The sequence below is a fragment of the Gluconobacter sp. ESL1110 genome (assembly GCF_058107395.1).
This window is the reverse complement of record NZ_JBYLUK010000004.1, coordinates 92746-108127: the sequence shown is the minus strand read 5'-3', so window position 1 is coordinate 108127 and position 15382 is coordinate 92746. Positions and strand designations below refer to the sequence as shown.

General features: G+C 56.0%; 13 protein-coding genes and 1 tRNA gene. 10 read left to right on the top strand and 4 right to left on the bottom strand.

What is annotated here, in order from left to right:
• Nucleotides 1–11: 11 nt before the first annotated feature.
• Entirely contained in the window at nucleotides 12–1862 is a 1851-nt protein-coding gene (gene recQ / locus AC3B6F_RS01780) for a DNA helicase RecQ (protein WP_489823207.1), read from the top strand.
• Between the two features lie 16 nt (nucleotides 1863–1878).
• Here recQ and AC3B6F_RS01775 read toward each other — a convergent pair whose 3' ends face one another.
• Nucleotides 1879–2343 (bottom strand): copper chaperone PCu(A)C, encoded by a 465-nt coding sequence (locus AC3B6F_RS01775; RefSeq protein WP_489823193.1) that lies wholly within the window; start codon nucleotides 2341–2343, stop codon nucleotides 1879–1881.
• A 107-nt stretch (nucleotides 2344–2450) separates the two neighbouring features.
• Between AC3B6F_RS01775 and nrdR the strand changes: the two genes are divergently transcribed.
• From nrdR to thiL, 3 genes are read left to right on the top strand one after another with little or no spacing between them, the layout of a single operon-like run.
• Entirely contained in the window at nucleotides 2451–2954 is a 504-nt protein-coding gene (nrdR, locus tag AC3B6F_RS01770; protein WP_010501613.1) for a transcriptional regulator NrdR, read from the top strand.
• Entirely contained in the window at nucleotides 2951–3433 is a 483-nt protein-coding gene (gene nusB / locus AC3B6F_RS01765; protein ID WP_010501611.1) for a transcription antitermination factor NusB, read from the top strand. Before nrdR ends, nusB begins: the two co-directional genes overlap by 4 nt.
• Before the next feature lie 3 nt (nucleotides 3434–3436).
• Nucleotides 3437–4384 carry a thiamine-phosphate kinase gene (gene thiL, locus AC3B6F_RS01760; protein WP_489823192.1) on the top strand — a complete coding sequence of 316 codons (948 nt, stop codon included), beginning with the start codon at nucleotides 3437–3439 and terminating at the stop codon, nucleotides 4382–4384.
• A gap of 23 nt (nucleotides 4385–4407) precedes the next feature.
• On the opposite strand, the gene AC3B6F_RS01755 is transcribed toward thiL, so the two are convergent.
• The gene (locus AC3B6F_RS01755; RefSeq protein WP_489823191.1) at nucleotides 4408–5577 is read right to left on the bottom strand and encodes a hypothetical protein; all 1170 of its coding nucleotides are present in this window, start codon (nucleotides 5575–5577) and stop codon (nucleotides 4408–4410) included.
• A gap of 152 nt (nucleotides 5578–5729) precedes the next feature.
• Here AC3B6F_RS01755 and AC3B6F_RS01750 point away from each other — a divergent pair, with 152 nt between their 5' ends.
• The gene (locus AC3B6F_RS01750; protein WP_023942522.1) at nucleotides 5730–6533 is read left to right on the top strand and encodes an SDR family NAD(P)-dependent oxidoreductase; all 804 of its coding nucleotides are present in this window, start codon (nucleotides 5730–5732) and stop codon (nucleotides 6531–6533) included.
• Between the two features lie 91 nt (nucleotides 6534–6624).
• Nucleotides 6625–7593 (top strand): glucokinase, encoded by a 969-nt coding sequence (gene glk, locus AC3B6F_RS01745; protein ID WP_061933065.1) that lies wholly within the window; start codon nucleotides 6625–6627, stop codon nucleotides 7591–7593.
• Nucleotides 7594–7641: 48 nt separating this feature from the next.
• Here glk and AC3B6F_RS01740 read toward each other — a convergent pair.
• Nucleotides 7642–7715 (bottom strand) — tRNA-Cys (locus tag AC3B6F_RS01740).
• 152 nt (nucleotides 7716–7867) lie between these two features.
• Here AC3B6F_RS01740 and AC3B6F_RS01735 point away from each other — a divergent pair.
• Genes AC3B6F_RS01735 through AC3B6F_RS01720 form a run of 4 tightly spaced genes read left to right on the top strand, consistent with a single transcriptional unit; the run spans nucleotide 7868 to nucleotide 13449 of the window.
• Complete coding sequence (locus tag AC3B6F_RS01735; RefSeq protein WP_489823190.1) at nucleotides 7868–9325, top strand: TolC family outer membrane protein; 1458 nt, start codon at nucleotides 7868–7870, stop codon at nucleotides 9323–9325.
• Nucleotides 9326–9361: 36 nt separating this feature from the next.
• Nucleotides 9362–9853 (top strand): DUF2497 domain-containing protein, encoded by a 492-nt coding sequence (locus tag AC3B6F_RS01730; protein ID WP_023942528.1) that lies wholly within the window; start codon nucleotides 9362–9364, stop codon nucleotides 9851–9853.
• A gap of 55 nt (nucleotides 9854–9908) precedes the next feature.
• Nucleotides 9909–12575, top strand: a complete 2667-nt coding sequence (locus AC3B6F_RS01725) for a valine--tRNA ligase (RefSeq protein ID WP_489823189.1) — start codon at nucleotides 9909–9911, stop codon at nucleotides 12573–12575.
• Nucleotides 12576–12624: 49 nt separating this feature from the next.
• On the top strand, nucleotides 12625–13449 hold the full coding sequence (locus AC3B6F_RS01720) for a hypothetical protein (protein ID WP_489823188.1): 825 nt from the start codon (nucleotides 12625–12627) through the stop codon (nucleotides 13447–13449).
• Here AC3B6F_RS01720 and ilvD read toward each other — a convergent pair.
• Nucleotides 13427–15283: a dihydroxy-acid dehydratase gene (ilvD, locus tag AC3B6F_RS01715; protein WP_489823187.1), complete on the bottom strand. Its 1857-nt coding sequence runs from the start codon at nucleotides 15281–15283 to the stop codon at nucleotides 13427–13429. The genes AC3B6F_RS01720 and ilvD overlap by 23 nt on opposite strands.
• Between the last annotated feature and the right edge of the window lie 99 nt (nucleotides 15284–15382).

Below are 15382 nucleotides of genomic sequence, written 5' to 3'. Positions count from 1 at the left end.
CGGCGCTCGGAGTGACGGAGGGATCTCTGAACCCTACGCCCAGTCCGGGCCGTAATCCCGAACAGGTCCTGTCGGATGTGTTCGGGTTTTCCGGTTTCCGCGGCCTTCAGGGAGAAGCCGTAGAAACCGTTATGCGCGGTGAGGACGTTCTCGTTCTCATGCCGACCGGTGGCGGAAAAAGTCTCTGCTATCAGGTTCCAGCCCTGTGCCGAGATGGCATGGGCATCGTTGTTTCCCCCCTGATCGCCTTGATGGACGATCAGGTCGCAGGTCTTCGCCAGCTTGGTATTCGTGCAGCCGCTCTCCATTCGGAACTGGAGACGGAAGAGCGGGAAATTCTGCGCGACGATCTGCGGAACAACAAGATCGATATCCTCTACATTTCGCCCGAAAGGCTTCTTCAGCCCGGAACCGGCAATTTCCTGTCAAAGCGTCAGATTTCTCTGATCGCAATTGACGAAGCACACTGCGTCTCTGCTTGGGGACATGAATTTCGTCCCGAATATCGCGCTCTTGCGTCCTTGCCGGAACTTTTCCCCAATGTTCCCCGCATTGCTCTGACGGCCACGGCCGACCCCAGAACACGGGATGATATTCTCAATGTTCTGGGAATGCCCGACGCACGGGTTCTGATGGCCAGTTTCCACCGGCCTAACCTGTTTGTGGAAGCACGCCCCAAAGGTGGCGAGAGCAAGCAGCTGCTTGAAGCGCTGGAAAGCCATCGCACCGGAGCAGCTATCGTCTACTGTGGCAGCAGGAATAAGACCGAGCGCACCGCTACCATGCTGCGAGACAAGGGGCTGACGGCTCTTCCGTATCATGCGGGCCTGTCTCCCATAGAGAAGCGTGCAACCCTCATGCGCTTCCGCTCTGGTGAAGACATGGTGATCGTCGCCACAATTGCGTTTGGCATGGGGATTGACCGACCAGACGTCCGCTGCGTGATCCATCTGGATATGCCGTCTTCGCCGGAAGCCTATTACCAGCAGATTGGGCGGGCAGGGCGTGACGGAGAAAAGTCCGATACGCTTCTGCTGTATGGCGGTGAGGATATGGCGCGGGCTCGCCACTGGCTGGAACAGTCCAACGCTCCCGACAACGAGAAACGTGTCATGCAATCCCGGCTGGAAAGCATGATTGCTCTTACCGAAACCACAGGATGCCGAACACAGGCTCTCCTGGCCTGTTTTGGTGAAAATCTGTCAGAGCCCTGTGGACATTGCGACAACTGCATCACGCCTGTCTCCACCTTCGATGGGACAGAGGCGGCCCAGAAAGTCCTGTCCGCGATTTACCGTACCGGTCAGCGTCTTGGAGCCGTTCAGCTGACCAACGTACTTCGAGGCAAGACGAACGAAACCATCGAACGCCACGCCTATCAGCATTTATCCGTCTTCGGGATCGGGAAGGATCAGACGGAAAACTGGTGGCGAGCGGTTGTCAGACAGTTGATTGCCCGGGGTGCCATCCGCACCCATGGCGAACATGGTAGTCTGGCCCTTCAAACAGACATCGCACGCCCGATCCTGCGCGGAGACGAGAGAATTCGGCTGCGTCAGGATACGCGCCAGAGCCTGATCGCCCGCACACCGTCCAGCAATCAGGAAAACGAGAGTCTGTCGGCTGAAGAAAAAACCGTGTTCGATGCACTGCGTCAGTGGAGACTTTCAGAAGCCCGGGAGCAGGAAATCCCGCCTTACGTCATCTTCCACGACTCTGTTCTACGGGACATCGCCCGGGAGCATCCGGTGAGCCATCAGGAGCTTGCCAGCATCAAAGGCGTCGGAACATCCAAGCTCGACCGATATGGCGAATCGGTTCTGGCAGTCATCAAGGAAATCTCGGCCAAAATCATGGCCTGAGATTTCCCGGAGGTGATTATACGGGCTTAACCGTAAACCCGATCGTAATGCTGTCCCCATCGAGGAACTGGAAGGTAAACGGAATTTTCTCTCCCTGCTGCAAAGGCTTTGTGATGCCGCCGCACAGCAGGTGATACCCTGAAGGTGGGAAAATCATTTCCGAATTATGGGGAAGGGACAGATGGGAAAACAGATCATTCGTTCCCTGAGTCTGTTCCTGATTGGTGTGGTGTGCAGTGATGCTGGAGCAGACCGGAGAGGACACCCCTTTCAGCAGATGATCCGCACCATCGTCATTGCGAATCGTGAAATAGCCGCTGGCGGATGACGTATTGTGTGACGAGGGCGAGAGCGTTCCATCCAGAACAACGATTTTCTGGCGGTTATGCTGGGCAGCAGGAAGCGCCCCGGCATCCTGGGCAAAGCCCGGAACCGCAGAAAACGACAACAGGACAGCAAAAGCGGCAGATACCCGTTTCAACGACAGTCTCCTAAGAACAGACAGGCCCGTTTGGGTCGGAACGTATGATCCGGTAAACTGCCTCCAATTCCCCGGCCACCACAAGGCCCGAACAATCAGGACCGTCCATGCGTTGCCCTTTCTGCGGACATGAAGACACTCAGGTGAAGGACAGCCGGTCCAGCGAAGACGGAACGGCCATTCGCCGTCGTCGCGTCTGTTCCGCCTGCACCCAGCGCTTCACGACCGTTGAGCGCGTTCAGCTCCGGGAACTGACTGTCATCAAGGCCGATGGTCGCCGCGCCCCGTTTGATCGGGACAAGCTCGCACGTTCCATTCGCGTGGCACTGCGCAAGCGCCCGGTTGAGGAGGAACGTCAGGAACGGCTGGTCAACGGACTGGTCCGCCAGCTTGAAGCCTCCGGGGAACAGGATATTTCTTCACATCGTATCGGCGAACTTGCCATGGATGCATTGCGTGAGGTGGACGGTGTGGCTTATGTCCGCTTCGCCAGCGTCTATCGCGACTTCCGTGAAGTCGAGGCTTTCTCGAAGATCCTCGCCGACATGAACCCCATTCCCGGGGACGCACACGCGTCCCTGCCGACCAAAGACTCCCAGGAGACACCATGACCGCATCCGACGCGCCCACGAGCCACCCGACGCGCCGCAGCCGGACAATCGCCCGCGTTGCCGCTGTTCAGGCCCTGTTCCAGTGCGAACAGTCTGGCGACAATGCGGAAACCGTTCTCAACCAGTTCCTCCGCCACCGCCGTGTCAGCCCGACAGCCTCGTTCGAAGACGGCCACATCCCCGACGCCGACCTGACTCTGATGCAGGAAATCGTCCGTGGCGTCACGCTGAAGCAGGACAAGGTTGACCACACACTGAGCGATCTTCTTCCAGAGCAGTGGCCAATTTCCCGCCTTGATCCCGTTCTTCGCGGCCTCCTGCGCGCCGCTGTTTTTGAGATTACCGAAACAGACACTCCAGACCGCATCGTCATCAACGAGTATCTGGACGTCGCCCATGGCTTCTTCTTCGGTGACGAACCCAAGATGGTAAATGGTATTCTGGATACCCTGAGTCGTCGCGGTGAAGGCAACGCCTGATCCATGTCGGGCGAATTCAGTTTCATCGCCCGACACTTCCGGCCCCTCGCAGGCCCGGAAAGCCTTGACCTTCGAGACGACTGCGCCCTGATTTCCTGCCCTCCAGGGCAGGAACTGGCCATTTCAACCGACACAATGGTCGAGAACGTCCATTTCCTGTCGGATGATCCGCCGGAAACGCTCGGACGAAAGCTCCTGCGCTGCAATCTGTCAGATATCGCAGCCATGGGAGCAACGCCCTACGCCTACACCCTGAACGTCACCATTCCCCGAAACTCACGTTACAACGATAGTTGGTTCGGCGCCTTTGTAGCCGGGCTATCAGAGGATCAGGCCCGATACAGCGTGACACTTCTCGGAGGTGACACAACCTCCACATCCGGACCTCTGGTCCTCTCGGCTACGGTGTTTGGACGTTTGCACAAGGGAACTGCGCTGCGGCGAAATGGCGCCATACCGGGCGACAGCTTATGGGTCACAGGCACGATAGGAGACGCCGCTCTCGGCTTGTTGGCACTTCAGGGGGAAATTTCTGACCCGTCAGGATTTCTGGCTGATCGCTATCGGTTACCGCAACCAAGAACAGGATTGATCCTAAACGGAATCGTGCACGCCGCAATGGATATTTCAGACGGGCTTATCCAAGACTGCCAACATATTGCTGAGGAATCTGCAGTGGCCATTGATGTTCTGGCTGAGGCCGTGCCAGCGTCATCAGAAGCAAAGTCGTTGGGACCGGAGTGGTTGGAGCAACGGCTGACAGGGGGGGATGATTACGAACTGCTCCTAGCCTGTGCACCTGAGCAGGAAAACGCCCTGATTGAAATCTGTCAGAAAGCCCACACACCCATAACAAGAATAGGCTCTGTGCATTCAGGGAAGGGTGTGCGTTCTTTGGATCGAAACGGGCAGGTCATCCAGTTTCTGAAAGGCGGCTGGCAGCACTTCTGAATGCTACCAGCGCCTGTGGCGCTTCAGCCTTCGATCGCACGCTCATAAAGGCGATACCGCTTGTAAGGATGCGGCACGACGGCTTCTGCAAGATTCTTCATCCGCGTATCGGATTCCTGAATCCACCCAAGCTCGACCCATTTGTAGGGAAGAGACTGACCACGACGGAGCAGCTCTGAAATCGCCAGAGATGGCAGCAGAGACCCGAGCATGGTCCCGTGCAGCTTGCGGGTTACCCCCAACAGGATCACGCGCGCAGAGTGGAACCGATGTAGCCCAAGGCGAACACCAAGCTTCACCCAGCCCAACGGTGAAGGATCACCGCCCAAATCGCCAGCAATATCGTAGAGATTTGGAACGACCAGAGCCATGGCAACAGGCTCTCCATCCTGATCGATCTGTACATAATGCTCAGGCCGTAGCAGCGGCTTGAGTTGATCGATCATAGCCTTCATTTCATAGTCCTGAAGAGGCACAAAGTTGTACTTCCCGCTCCAGGCATCATTGTAAAGGGTCCGCAGAACCTCTCCCTGAGCCGCAATCTGCTTCTTGGAGAGGCGAGTCAGGGAAATTGACCCAAGACGTCCTTCGCCAATCGTAAGGTCACCAGGGACCCGGAAAATCAACTCGCTATCGTCCGTCAGATCCAGTTTGTAACTCAGCAGGTCTTCCGTGCGCTCATAACCTGCGGCTTCCACGAGCTGACCAAGCAGCTTGGGGTGCCACGGCATCGCAATCATCAGGGGCTGATCCTGCCCCTCGATCATAAGACCGGACTCACCATTTCCGCTCAGTGTCACAGGACCACGAACGCGCTCCATACCCTGCAACCGCAGCCAGTGCCGTGCGGCATCCAGCAAAGCAGCCACAACAGACGCTTCCGGTACAGCATCCAGCGCCCCGAAGGACCCAATTTTCTCGCCCCAGAACTCGATTGCACGATGATCTACAATTGCAGCAATTCGTCCTACCGGGACGTTACCACGCCATGCCAGAAAGTAACGGATGCTGGAGTGACGAAAAATCGCCGCTTTACGGGGGTTAAGGAGATCGTTCTGTTCCAGATCCAGAGAAGGAACAAATCCCGCCATTCCCGCGTAAATACGACGGGGCAGGGTGATGAAGAGCTTCAGATGTGCCCGCGTCGTAACTGGACGGACTACTAGATCATCTTGCGGAGCGGGCGATGTCATAGGGTCGGGCCTTGCACCTCTGGTTGGAAAACAGGTTCCGGAATAAAGGGTAGCGTGCTGTTCAGACACGGGGTCGCATCTTCTGGCACGGGAAGGCTATACCTTTCCACCACCAATCCGACCATGACTTTCAATATATGGATCTTTCTTCCATGACATCGACACCGCCCAACCGGCCCGGTCTTCAATCCCGCATCCTGATCACCGGGGCCTCAAGCGGCATCGGAGAAGCCCTTGCACTTCATTATGCGCGGGCTGGTACACATCTTGTTCTATGGGGACGTAATCAGACGCGTCTAGATCGTGTCGCAGCACAGGCGGCCAAACACGGGGCAACAACAGAAACTCTGGCGCTGGACCTCTGCGACCCTGAGGCAGCCCTTGAAGCCCTTCGCAAGGCCGATGATACCACTCCAGTCGATATTCTCATTCTCGCTGCGGGCCTGGGCGACATCCGGCCGGAAGGTGAACTCACGGAACTTCCCGAGCAGGTAAAGACAATCTCTCTGGTCAACTTCACGACGCCCGTCACACTGGCGACCGAAATGGCCCGGAGAATGATCACACGGGGAGGAGGGAACATTGCCCTGATAGGCTCTGTAGCGGCATTTCATGATCTGCCCATTGCTACGGCCTATAGCGGCTCCAAAGCAGGCCTGGCCCGGTTCAGCACCGCCCTTCACGCAGCTATGACCCCGCATAACGTCCATATCACGCTAGTCTCTCCCGGCTATGTGGACACACCGATGAGCCAGCGCCTGGAAGGCGCGCGACCTTTCCTCGTTTCCTCCCGAAAAGCCGCCCGCATGATCGCCCGTGCGATCGGCCAGGGCAGGGCCCATCTCCTGTTCCCATGGCCATTTGCACTTGCTCGACTACTGGAAATGCTGGTGCCGCGTCCCATCGCTCATCGCCTGCTGCGCTCTGCAGAAGTGCGACAGAGTGCGTCAAATTAGGAAAAGCAGTATCTCGTTAACTTGACGTCATGCAGCCGGTAAGCGACTGCTTCCACATTGAACCCGCCAGACAGGCCAGAGGAAAGTTGTCATGAGGGAAATCGTTGCAGTCGACATCGGGGGCACCCATGCCCGTTTCGCGATTGCAAGCATCGAGGACGGGAAGGTCATTGAGCTGGGAGAAGCCGTCACCCTGAAATGCGCCGAACACGCCAGTCTCGCGCTTGCATGGGAGGCTTTTGGTCGTTCTCTTGACCGACCAATGCCTAAAGAAGCAGGAATTGCCGTCGCCTGTCCGGTCACAGGCGAAATCCTGAAGATGACCAACAATCCATGGATCATCCATCCGTCCCAACTCGCTCAGCGGCTGCATCTGGACAATTTTGTTCTTGTGAACGATTTCGGTGCTGTCGCTCACGCAGTCGCGCAGGTTGATTCTTCCTTCATGCAGCATCTCTGCGGACCGAATATCGATCTCCCCCCCCAAGGCGCCATTACAATCGTTGGTCCCGGTACAGGACTTGGCGCTGCGTGTCTTCTTCGACGCGGCTCAAAGTATTTTGTCATGGAGACAGAAGGTGGCCATTTGGACTACCCGCCGCTCGACGATGTAGAAGACCGAATTCTGAAGGCTCTGCGTCAACGCTTCCGCCGCGTCTCGGCCGAACGCATTGTGTCCGGGCCAGGTCTGACAAATCTTTATGAAGTGATTGCCGAGCAGCAGGGCCTACCCATTACCCTGCGGGACAACAAGACCCTCTGGCAAAATGCAATGGAAGGCTCAGACACGATTGCCGCTGCCGCTCTCGAACGATTCTGCCTTAGCCTTGGTGCCATTTCTGGTGATCTGGCTCTCGCGCACGGTGCACAGGGCGTAGTGATTGCGGGCGGTCTGGGGTTACGTCTCGCCGGCATTCTTGGAGAGTCCGGATTTGCGGAGCGTTTCGTCGCCAAGGGCCGATTTGAGGCCATGATGAGCGAAATGCCCGTCAAGATCATCACACATCCGCAGCCCGGCCTATTCGGGGCAGCAGCAGCCTATGCAGAAGCTCACTCCTAACGGGGTGAGCAAAACATCCAGATTTTCAAGGGGATAGAAAAGGTCTCCTGGAGGTCCGGGCGGGAATCGAACCCACATTCGCGGATTTGCAGTCCGCTACATCACCATTCTGCCACCGGACCTCGGGGAGACAGGCGCTGTATCGTCTTTCAGAAGCTTTTGGTCAAGAGAGATATTTCAATCAGGAAGATGATTTTTCTTCTTGGAATGAACAGGCTATTAAGATCTGATTCACGAAACGCTGCGATACAGTGTTCAGACGGCAGGATATCTCATGACTTCAGGACGCAACGGCGCAAAGACAATCACTGGTCCTCTCGGACTAGGTCTTCTGACCTTCCTCCTGAGCGGCACCGCTCTTGCTCAGAAATATGACGGGAGCGGCTCGCCAAATTTTGTCCCCCATACGTTGCAGGAAGCCCTTTCCACCGCCTATCTGACCAATCCTACCCTCAGAGAAGAACGTGCGCGCCTTCGCGCAACGGACGAGCAAGTTCCAACAGCCATGGCTGGATGGCACCCCACAATCCAGACGACCATGAATCTGAGCTACTATAATGGTCAGACAAATTACGCTGCTACGGGTGGCTCCCTAGGCAGCAACAACCGCTATCAAACTCCCGGTTACAGCGGTGGCGTCAACATTGCGCAGCCTCTGTATCAGGGCGGAAAAACCCTCGCCAGCATTCATGCAGCGACCAATCAGGTCATGGCGGAACGCGCTAAACTGATCGCAACAGAACAGGAAGTGTTCACCAATGTCGTGAGTGCTTATGTGGGCGTCATTGAAGACGAACAACTCCTTCAATTGGCCATCAACAATGAGCACGTTCTTCAGCAACAGCTTCAGGCTACGGAAGAGCGTTTTCATGTTGGCGAGATCACCCGCACGGATGTCGCGCAGGCGCAAGCCGCTCTGGCAAGTGCGACTGCACAACGGCAGCAGGCAGAAGGTACTCTTCAGAGTGCTCAAGCCACATATCTGCAGATCGTCGGAATTGCAGCAGCCCCTAATCTTGAACCGCCCCAGCCGCTCAATCTGCCGGTAAAAAGCGAGAAAGAAGCGGTTGCACTTGCGGTTCAGAACAACCCCAGTGTCGTCAATGCCCTCTTTGCGGAAGCGCAGCAAAAAGACAACGTTTCTGTTCAGATCTCGGCCATCATGCCGAAGGTCTCAGCGGAACTGAACTATCAACACTCCGTCAACCAAGGGTACAGCCGGTCCCTGACAGACAATAAATACGGTGTCATTGCCTTCCAGATTCCCCTGTATCAAGGTGGATCTGAATATGCCGCCATTCGGGGAGCGCGCCAGCAAACGCAGGCTGCGCACAGGGAAGTCGATGTGCAACGCCGACAGGCTCTCCAAAAAGCTGCGGCAAGCTGGCAGCAGATGGTAGCCTACAAGCAGTCCATCGCCAGCGACCGGGTTGCCATTTCAGCAAACGTGATTGCACTGGACGGTGTGGAACGACAGGCCCTTGTCGGTACCAGTACAACCCTTGCCGTCTTGCAACAGCAACAGACCCTTCTCTCCGCACAGCAGGCTCTGGTGCAGCATCTCTCCAGTCTGGTGTTGTCGTCCTACTCTGTAGCGGCATCCATTGGCCGGCTGACTGCCTCAGATCTGAAGCTTGGCGTCCCCCTCTATGATGAAAAAGCTTATTACAACGCCGTCAGGAACAAGCTGTGGGGAACAAGCGATTACGCCATCAACCAGCCCGGGCGTTAAAAACTTTCCTGTCAGCCACGGATAATTCTGCAGCCCATGACCTCCTCAGCGCAATCGCCCCCACAAACGGGTCGGGATGACGAAACAATTGAAACCGTTCTCCGCTCGATCCGTCAGATCCTGCATGACGATACAATGAATAAGGATAAGAAGGGTCAGCTTATGACATCGCCCACACCTCAAGATGAGCTTACCCTCGATCCCTCCATGATGGTTTCAGCTCCGCTCACGTCCTCATCGCCCGAGCAGAAGGAAGCTGAGAATACCTCGGCAGATGATCTCATGGGAGCACAGACCATCGCCGCGGCTGAGCATTCTCTGAAAGATCTTCAGACAGCCTTCAGTGTATCCGGAAACAAGGCCATTCCTTCGGATACCGTCATCAGCAATGGCAGCGGCATGACGATTGAGGATATGGTAAGAACCGAAGTTAGGGCGATGGTCCGGACCTGGATGGACGCCCATCTCCCGTCTCTGGTAGAAATCCTCGTCCGTGCCGAGATCGCGCGCCTTCGCCCCAACAGCTGAAAAGCTCGCATCTTTCTTTCACTTTGACAGCCTTCGCTGACCTCTCTGGATTATCATGCTCGAAAAAAGTTTTGTTCCCGCCGAACACGAAACCTCCCTTTACGAAAACTGGGAGAAAAGCGGGGCTTTCCGTGCCGACCCAAACGCATCAGGCACACCTTTTTCGATCATGTTTCCACCCCCGAATGTCACGGGAACTCTTCATCTCGGTCATGCCCTGACCTTCACCCTTCAGGACATCCTGATCCGCTGGAAGCGACAGGAAGGGTTTAATGTCCTCTGGCAGCCAGGAACCGACCATGCGGGTATCGCCACCCAGATGGTTGTCGAGCGCGCCTTGGATAAGGAAGGCATCAGCCGGACAGCTTTAGGGCGTGAAGGTTTTCTGGGGCGTGTCTGGGACTGGAAGCAGCAGTCTGGCGGTGAAATCGTTCAGCAGCTTCGGAAACTCGGAGCCTCTGCCGACTGGGAGCGTGAGCGATTCACGATGGATGAAGGCCTGTCGAAGGCAGTTCGCAAGGTCTTTGTGCAGCTTCATCAGGAAGGCATCATCTACCGTGATCGCCGCCTAGTAAACTGGGACCCCAACTTCCGTTCAGCAATTTCGGATCTGGAAGTTGAAAACCGCGAGACCAACGGGTCGATGTGGTACATTCGCTATCCGCTTGAGGATGGTCGCGCCATTACTGTGGCGACCACGCGTCCAGAAACGATGCTGGCAGACGTCGCCGTTGCCGTTCATCCTGAGGATGAGCGTTATATGGATATGATCGGGAAATTTGTCACGCTCCCCTTAACAGGCCGCCGCATTCCTGTTGTTGCGGACCTGTATTCCGATCCGGAAAAAGGGACAGGCGCGGTCAAAATCACGCCAGCCCATGATTTCAATGACTTCGAAGTCGGGAAGCGCCATGATCTGCCCGCACCGACCATGCTCGATGAAACTGCCTGCATCTGGCTTGAAGAAATACGCAATGAATTGCAGGACATTGACGGTCTCGCATCCGTAGAGTTTGTAAATTCTCTGGCTGGATTAAGCCGGGAAGAGGGACGCAAGCGCATCGTCTCGGAACTTGAGCGCCTGGAATGGCTTGAAAAAATCGAGCCTCATAAGCTTCAGGTCCCATATGCCGAGCGCGGTGGCGCTATCGTCGAGCCGCGCCTTACACTCCAGTGGTACTGCGATGCCCAGAAGCTGTCTGGCCCGGCCGTAGACGCCGTCGAAAGTGGTAAAATCGTTTTTGAGCCTCGTCAGTGGCAGAATACGTTCTTCGCTTGGATGCGGGATCTTCAGCCATGGTGTATCAGTCGCCAGCTTTGGTGGGGCCATCGCATTCCGGCCTGGTACGCACCAGATGGCAGTGTTTTCGTTGCAGAAAACGAGGCTGAAGCACAGGCACAAGCAGGCGCTGATGTTGTCCTGACACAGGACGAAGACGTTCTGGATACGTGGTTCAGTTCTGGTCTTTGGCCGTTCACGACCCTTGGCTGGCCCGATAAAACGCCGGAACTTGCCCGCTACTATCCGACAAGCGTCCTGGTGACGGGTTTTGATATCATTTTCTTCTGGGTTGCCAGAATGATGATGATGGGCCTGCATTTCATGGACGACGTGCCATTCCGAACGGTTCTGATTCATGGCCTCGTCAGGGACGAAAAAGGCCAGAAAATGTCCAAGTCCAAAGGCAATGGCCTTGATCCTCTGGACCTGATTTCTGAGTTTGGCGCTGATGCGACCCGTCTGGCAATCTGTGCAGGAACCGGCCCAGGCCGAGACATCAAGTTGGGCAGAAAACGCGTCGAGGAACATCGTGCGTTTGTCACCAAACTCTGGAATGCCGCGCGTTTCCTTGAGATGAACGGTGCCGTGCCGGTAGCAGACTTTGATCCCGCCAAGGTTCAAGGCAGCCTTGGCCGCTGGCTTCTGACGGAAGCCAATGCAGCAATTGCCGAAGCACAGCAGGCTTTGTCAGCCTATCGCTTCGATGAATATGCGAACGCCTGCTACCGCTTCGTCTGGAGTTGCTTCTGTGACTGGTTCGTTGAATTTTCAAAGCCGGTCTTTGCCGCTGAAAACGACGAAACAACAGAGCTCCGAGCAGTCAGCGCCCATGTTCTTGGTCTGATTCTTCGTCTGATGCAGCCCGTGATACCATTTGTCACGGCAACGCTTTGGGAGCAGCTCGGCTATATCGGGGACTTCACAGCCATCCGCTGGCCGGAAGCTATGGTGGTTCAGGAAGCAGATGAGGCGCGGACGGAACTCGACTGGGTTGTCCGTCTCATCGGTGAAATTCGAACCGTTCGTTCGGAAATGAATATTCCGCCGTCCCAGAAGGCTCCTTTGATTTTCCGTGATGTCTCACCGAAAAATCTGGCCCGTGCCAAAACCTGGGAAGAAGCAATCGGTCGCATGGCACGCGTTTCAGAAGTGGACGTTCTGGTGGGTGACATTCCTCGCAATGCAGCCCAGATCGTTCTGGACGAAGCAACAATTTTTATTCCGCTGGAAGGCCTTATTGATCTCGATGCGGAGCGTGCGCGTCTTGCAAAAGAGATCAGCAAGAACGAAGGTGAAATTGTTAAGGTCCGCCGCAAACTGGACAACGCCGATTTTGTTGCACGTGCCAAGCCTGAAGTGGTTGACGAAAACCGTCAGCGCCTCGAAATTTTCGAGCACGATCTTGAACGCCTCAAAGCCGCTCTGGCACGGCTTGGCTAAAACCTGGCACCTTGCTGCATACCTTTCTCTGACGTTAGGCACAGCTCAGGTGCCTAACGTCAGAGCAGCGGAACTGCCGGTTGGACCCAGCCTCCAGAAAGCTGTTCTGTTTGGTCAAAGCGTGAGTATGGTGGCCTTCCGGCCGCCATACTGTCAGTTGCGCGCCATCCTGCTCGTCATGGCTGCGAAAGATCGTGACAGCTGGGCTTACCGGAATGATAGCATTCCTCTTTCCCGCGCAGTCTGCGGGGTTATTTTTGCTCCGAATCTCCCTGAAAAAGAATTTCCGACCTGGCAATACCAGCGTGGCGGGTTTCCGATCCGCAACAACGAGCTACCTGCTGCGTCTCTGATTAAGCCGATGGAGCAATGGGCGTGGCAGGAGACCGGCCTTCCTCAGCTTCCCATCATTCTGATCGGTCACTCTGCAGGTGCCCAGTTTCTGGACCGTGTCGCAGCTTATGCTCCTGCTGATGAGGCAGAAGTCATCATCATGAACCCCGCCACCTACGTCGAGCCTGAAACGGACAGCCCCGTGCCCTATGGCTTTAATGGCTGGCCTGAGACTATTCAGCAGACCTCTCTTAAACATTACCTGTCTGAGCACCTGACCATTCTTCTGGGGTCAGATGATGTGGAAACCACTCTCGGGGCAGGACGCATCGCGCAGGCCATGGGGCAGGGGCGCAATCGTCTGGAGCGGGGGCAATGGGCTTTTGCACAGGCCCGGGAACAGGCTTACCGACTAAACGTTCCCTTCAACTGGAATATCGATATTGTTCCCAATACGGGTCATGACGGACAGAAAATGCTGGCCTCTCCCGAATTGAGAGAGGCCGTTGAACGGGCGATCAGCCGCGTGTCTTCACAATGATCTGGGACAGATCACGAACAGCGCCATTGGCCGCACTGGTCGTCATGGCGGCATACGCTTGCAGAGCACGGGAGACGTAGCGCGTCCGGTTCGGCTTCCAGGCCAGTTCACCACGGTTGTGCATGGCTTCACGACGGCTAGAAAGCTCTGCATCCGAAACATCCAGATGCATACCCCGGTTCGGGATATCGATCACGATACGATCGCCATCTTCCACCAATCCAATCAAACCGCCTTCCGCAGCTTCTGGAGAAACATGCCCGATGGACAGCCCAGAGCTGCCACCGGAAAAGCGACCATCCGTGATGAGGGCACAAACTTCGGCCAGGCCTTTGGATTTCAGATAGCTGGTCGGATACAGCATCTCCTGCATCCCCGGGCCACCGCGCGGACCTTCATAACGAATGACCACAACATCTCCGGCGACGATTTTGTTACCCAGAATAGCGGCAACAGCATCATCCTGACTTTCAAAAACACGGGCAACACCCGTAAACGTTAGAATATCCTTTGCGACGCTGGCCGTCTTCACAATGGCACCATCCTCGGCAAGGTTGCCGTACAGAACAGCCAGTCCACCATCCTGTGAAAAGGCATTTGGCCTGTTGCGCAGAACACCCGCATCTCGGTCCAGATCCAGCTCGTGATAGCGGCTCGCCTGCGAGAAGGCATGAACAGTACGCACACCGCCCGGAGCGGCGCTGAACATGTGACGGGCTTCTTCATCCCCGTTTACGATGTCCCATTTCTGCAGGGCATCGGCCATGGTGAGCGCATGAACAGTCGGAACTGATGTTTTAATCAGTCCAGCTCGATCCAGTTCACCCAAAATTGCCGGGATACCGCCAGCGCGATGCACATCTTCCATGTGCACGTCAGCCTTAGCTGGTGCCACCTTGCACAGATGCGGAACCTTGCGGGACAGACGATCGATATCCGCCATATGGAAATCGACTTCGCCTTCACGCGCTGCGGCCAACAGGTGTAGAACAGTGTTCGTGGAGCCGCCCATGGCAATATCAAGCGTCATGGCATTTTCAAACGCACTTCGCGTCGCGATGCTGCGCGGCAGAACGGAAGCATCGTCCTGCTCATACCAGCGACGTGCCAATTCCACAGAAAGACGGCCAGCGCGCAGGAACAGATCACGACGATCCGCATGCGTGGCCAGCAGGGAACCATTACCCGGCAAAGCAAGACCCAGGGCTTCCACGAGGCAGTTCATGGAATTGGCCGTAAACATGCCGGAGCATGATCCACAAGTTGGGCAGGCAGAGCGCTCGATCTGTTCGGATTCACTATCCGACACATTCGGGTTGGCAGCTGCAACCATGGAATCCACGAGGTCCAGTTTGCGCTCGATGCCCGGACCGTTGAGCTTTCCGGCTTCCATCGGGCCACCGGAAACGAACACGACAGGAATGTTCAGGCGCAGAGCCGCCATCAGCATGCCAGGCGTGATCTTGTCACAGTTGCTGATGCATACGATGGCATCGGCGCAGTGCGCGTTGACCATATACTCGACGGAGTCAGCAATCAGCTCACGCGAGGGCAGGGAATAGAGCATGCCGCCATGGCCCATCGCGATGCCGTCATCAACGGCGATCGTATTGAATTCCTTGGCGACGCCCCCAGCTTCTTCAATAGCGGACGCCACAAGAGACCCCATGTCTTTCAGATGGACATGGCCCGGCACGAACTGGGTAAAGGAGTTCGCAATCGCGATAATAGGCTTTCCGAAATCCCCATCTGTCATTCCCGTTGCGCGCCAGAGGGCACGCGCGCCAGCCATGTTGCGGCCATGGGTTGTGGTACGGGAACGATAGGCAGGCATCAGAATAGAACTTTCATATCAGAAGGAGCCATGCTCCATAGCGAATCAAACAAAAAAAGACCAGCACAGGAAAGATATGAAAAGCATTCTTTCCCGCTC

Excerpts from the sequence above, each read along its gene's own strand:
- glk (WP_061933065.1), top strand. The coding sequence starts at position 6,625 with ATGAGGGAAATCGTTGCAGTCGACATCGGGGGCACCCATGCCCGTTTC.
- nrdR (WP_010501613.1), top strand. The coding sequence starts at position 2,451 with ATGCGTTGCCCTTTCTGCGGACATGAAGACACTCAGGTGAAGGACAGC.
- thiL (WP_489823192.1), top strand. The coding sequence starts at position 3,437 with ATGTCGGGCGAATTCAGTTTCATCGCCCGACACTTCCGGCCCCTCGCA.
- AC3B6F_RS01730 (WP_023942528.1), top strand. The coding sequence starts at position 9,362 with ATGACCTCCTCAGCGCAATCGCCCCCACAAACGGGTCGGGATGACGAA.
- AC3B6F_RS01725 (WP_489823189.1), top strand. The coding sequence starts at position 9,909 with ATGCTCGAAAAAAGTTTTGTTCCCGCCGAACACGAAACCTCCCTTTAC.
- nusB (WP_010501611.1), top strand. The coding sequence starts at position 2,951 with ATGACCGCATCCGACGCGCCCACGAGCCACCCGACGCGCCGCAGCCGG.
- ilvD (WP_489823187.1), bottom strand. The coding sequence starts at position 15,283 with ATGCCTGCCTATCGTTCCCGTACCACAACCCATGGCCGCAACATGGCT.
- AC3B6F_RS01735 (WP_489823190.1), top strand. The coding sequence starts at position 7,868 with ATGACTTCAGGACGCAACGGCGCAAAGACAATCACTGGTCCTCTCGGA.
- AC3B6F_RS01755 (WP_489823191.1), bottom strand. The coding sequence starts at position 5,577 with ATGACATCGCCCGCTCCGCAAGATGATCTAGTAGTCCGTCCAGTTACG.
- AC3B6F_RS01750 (WP_023942522.1), top strand. The coding sequence starts at position 5,730 with ATGACATCGACACCGCCCAACCGGCCCGGTCTTCAATCCCGCATCCTG.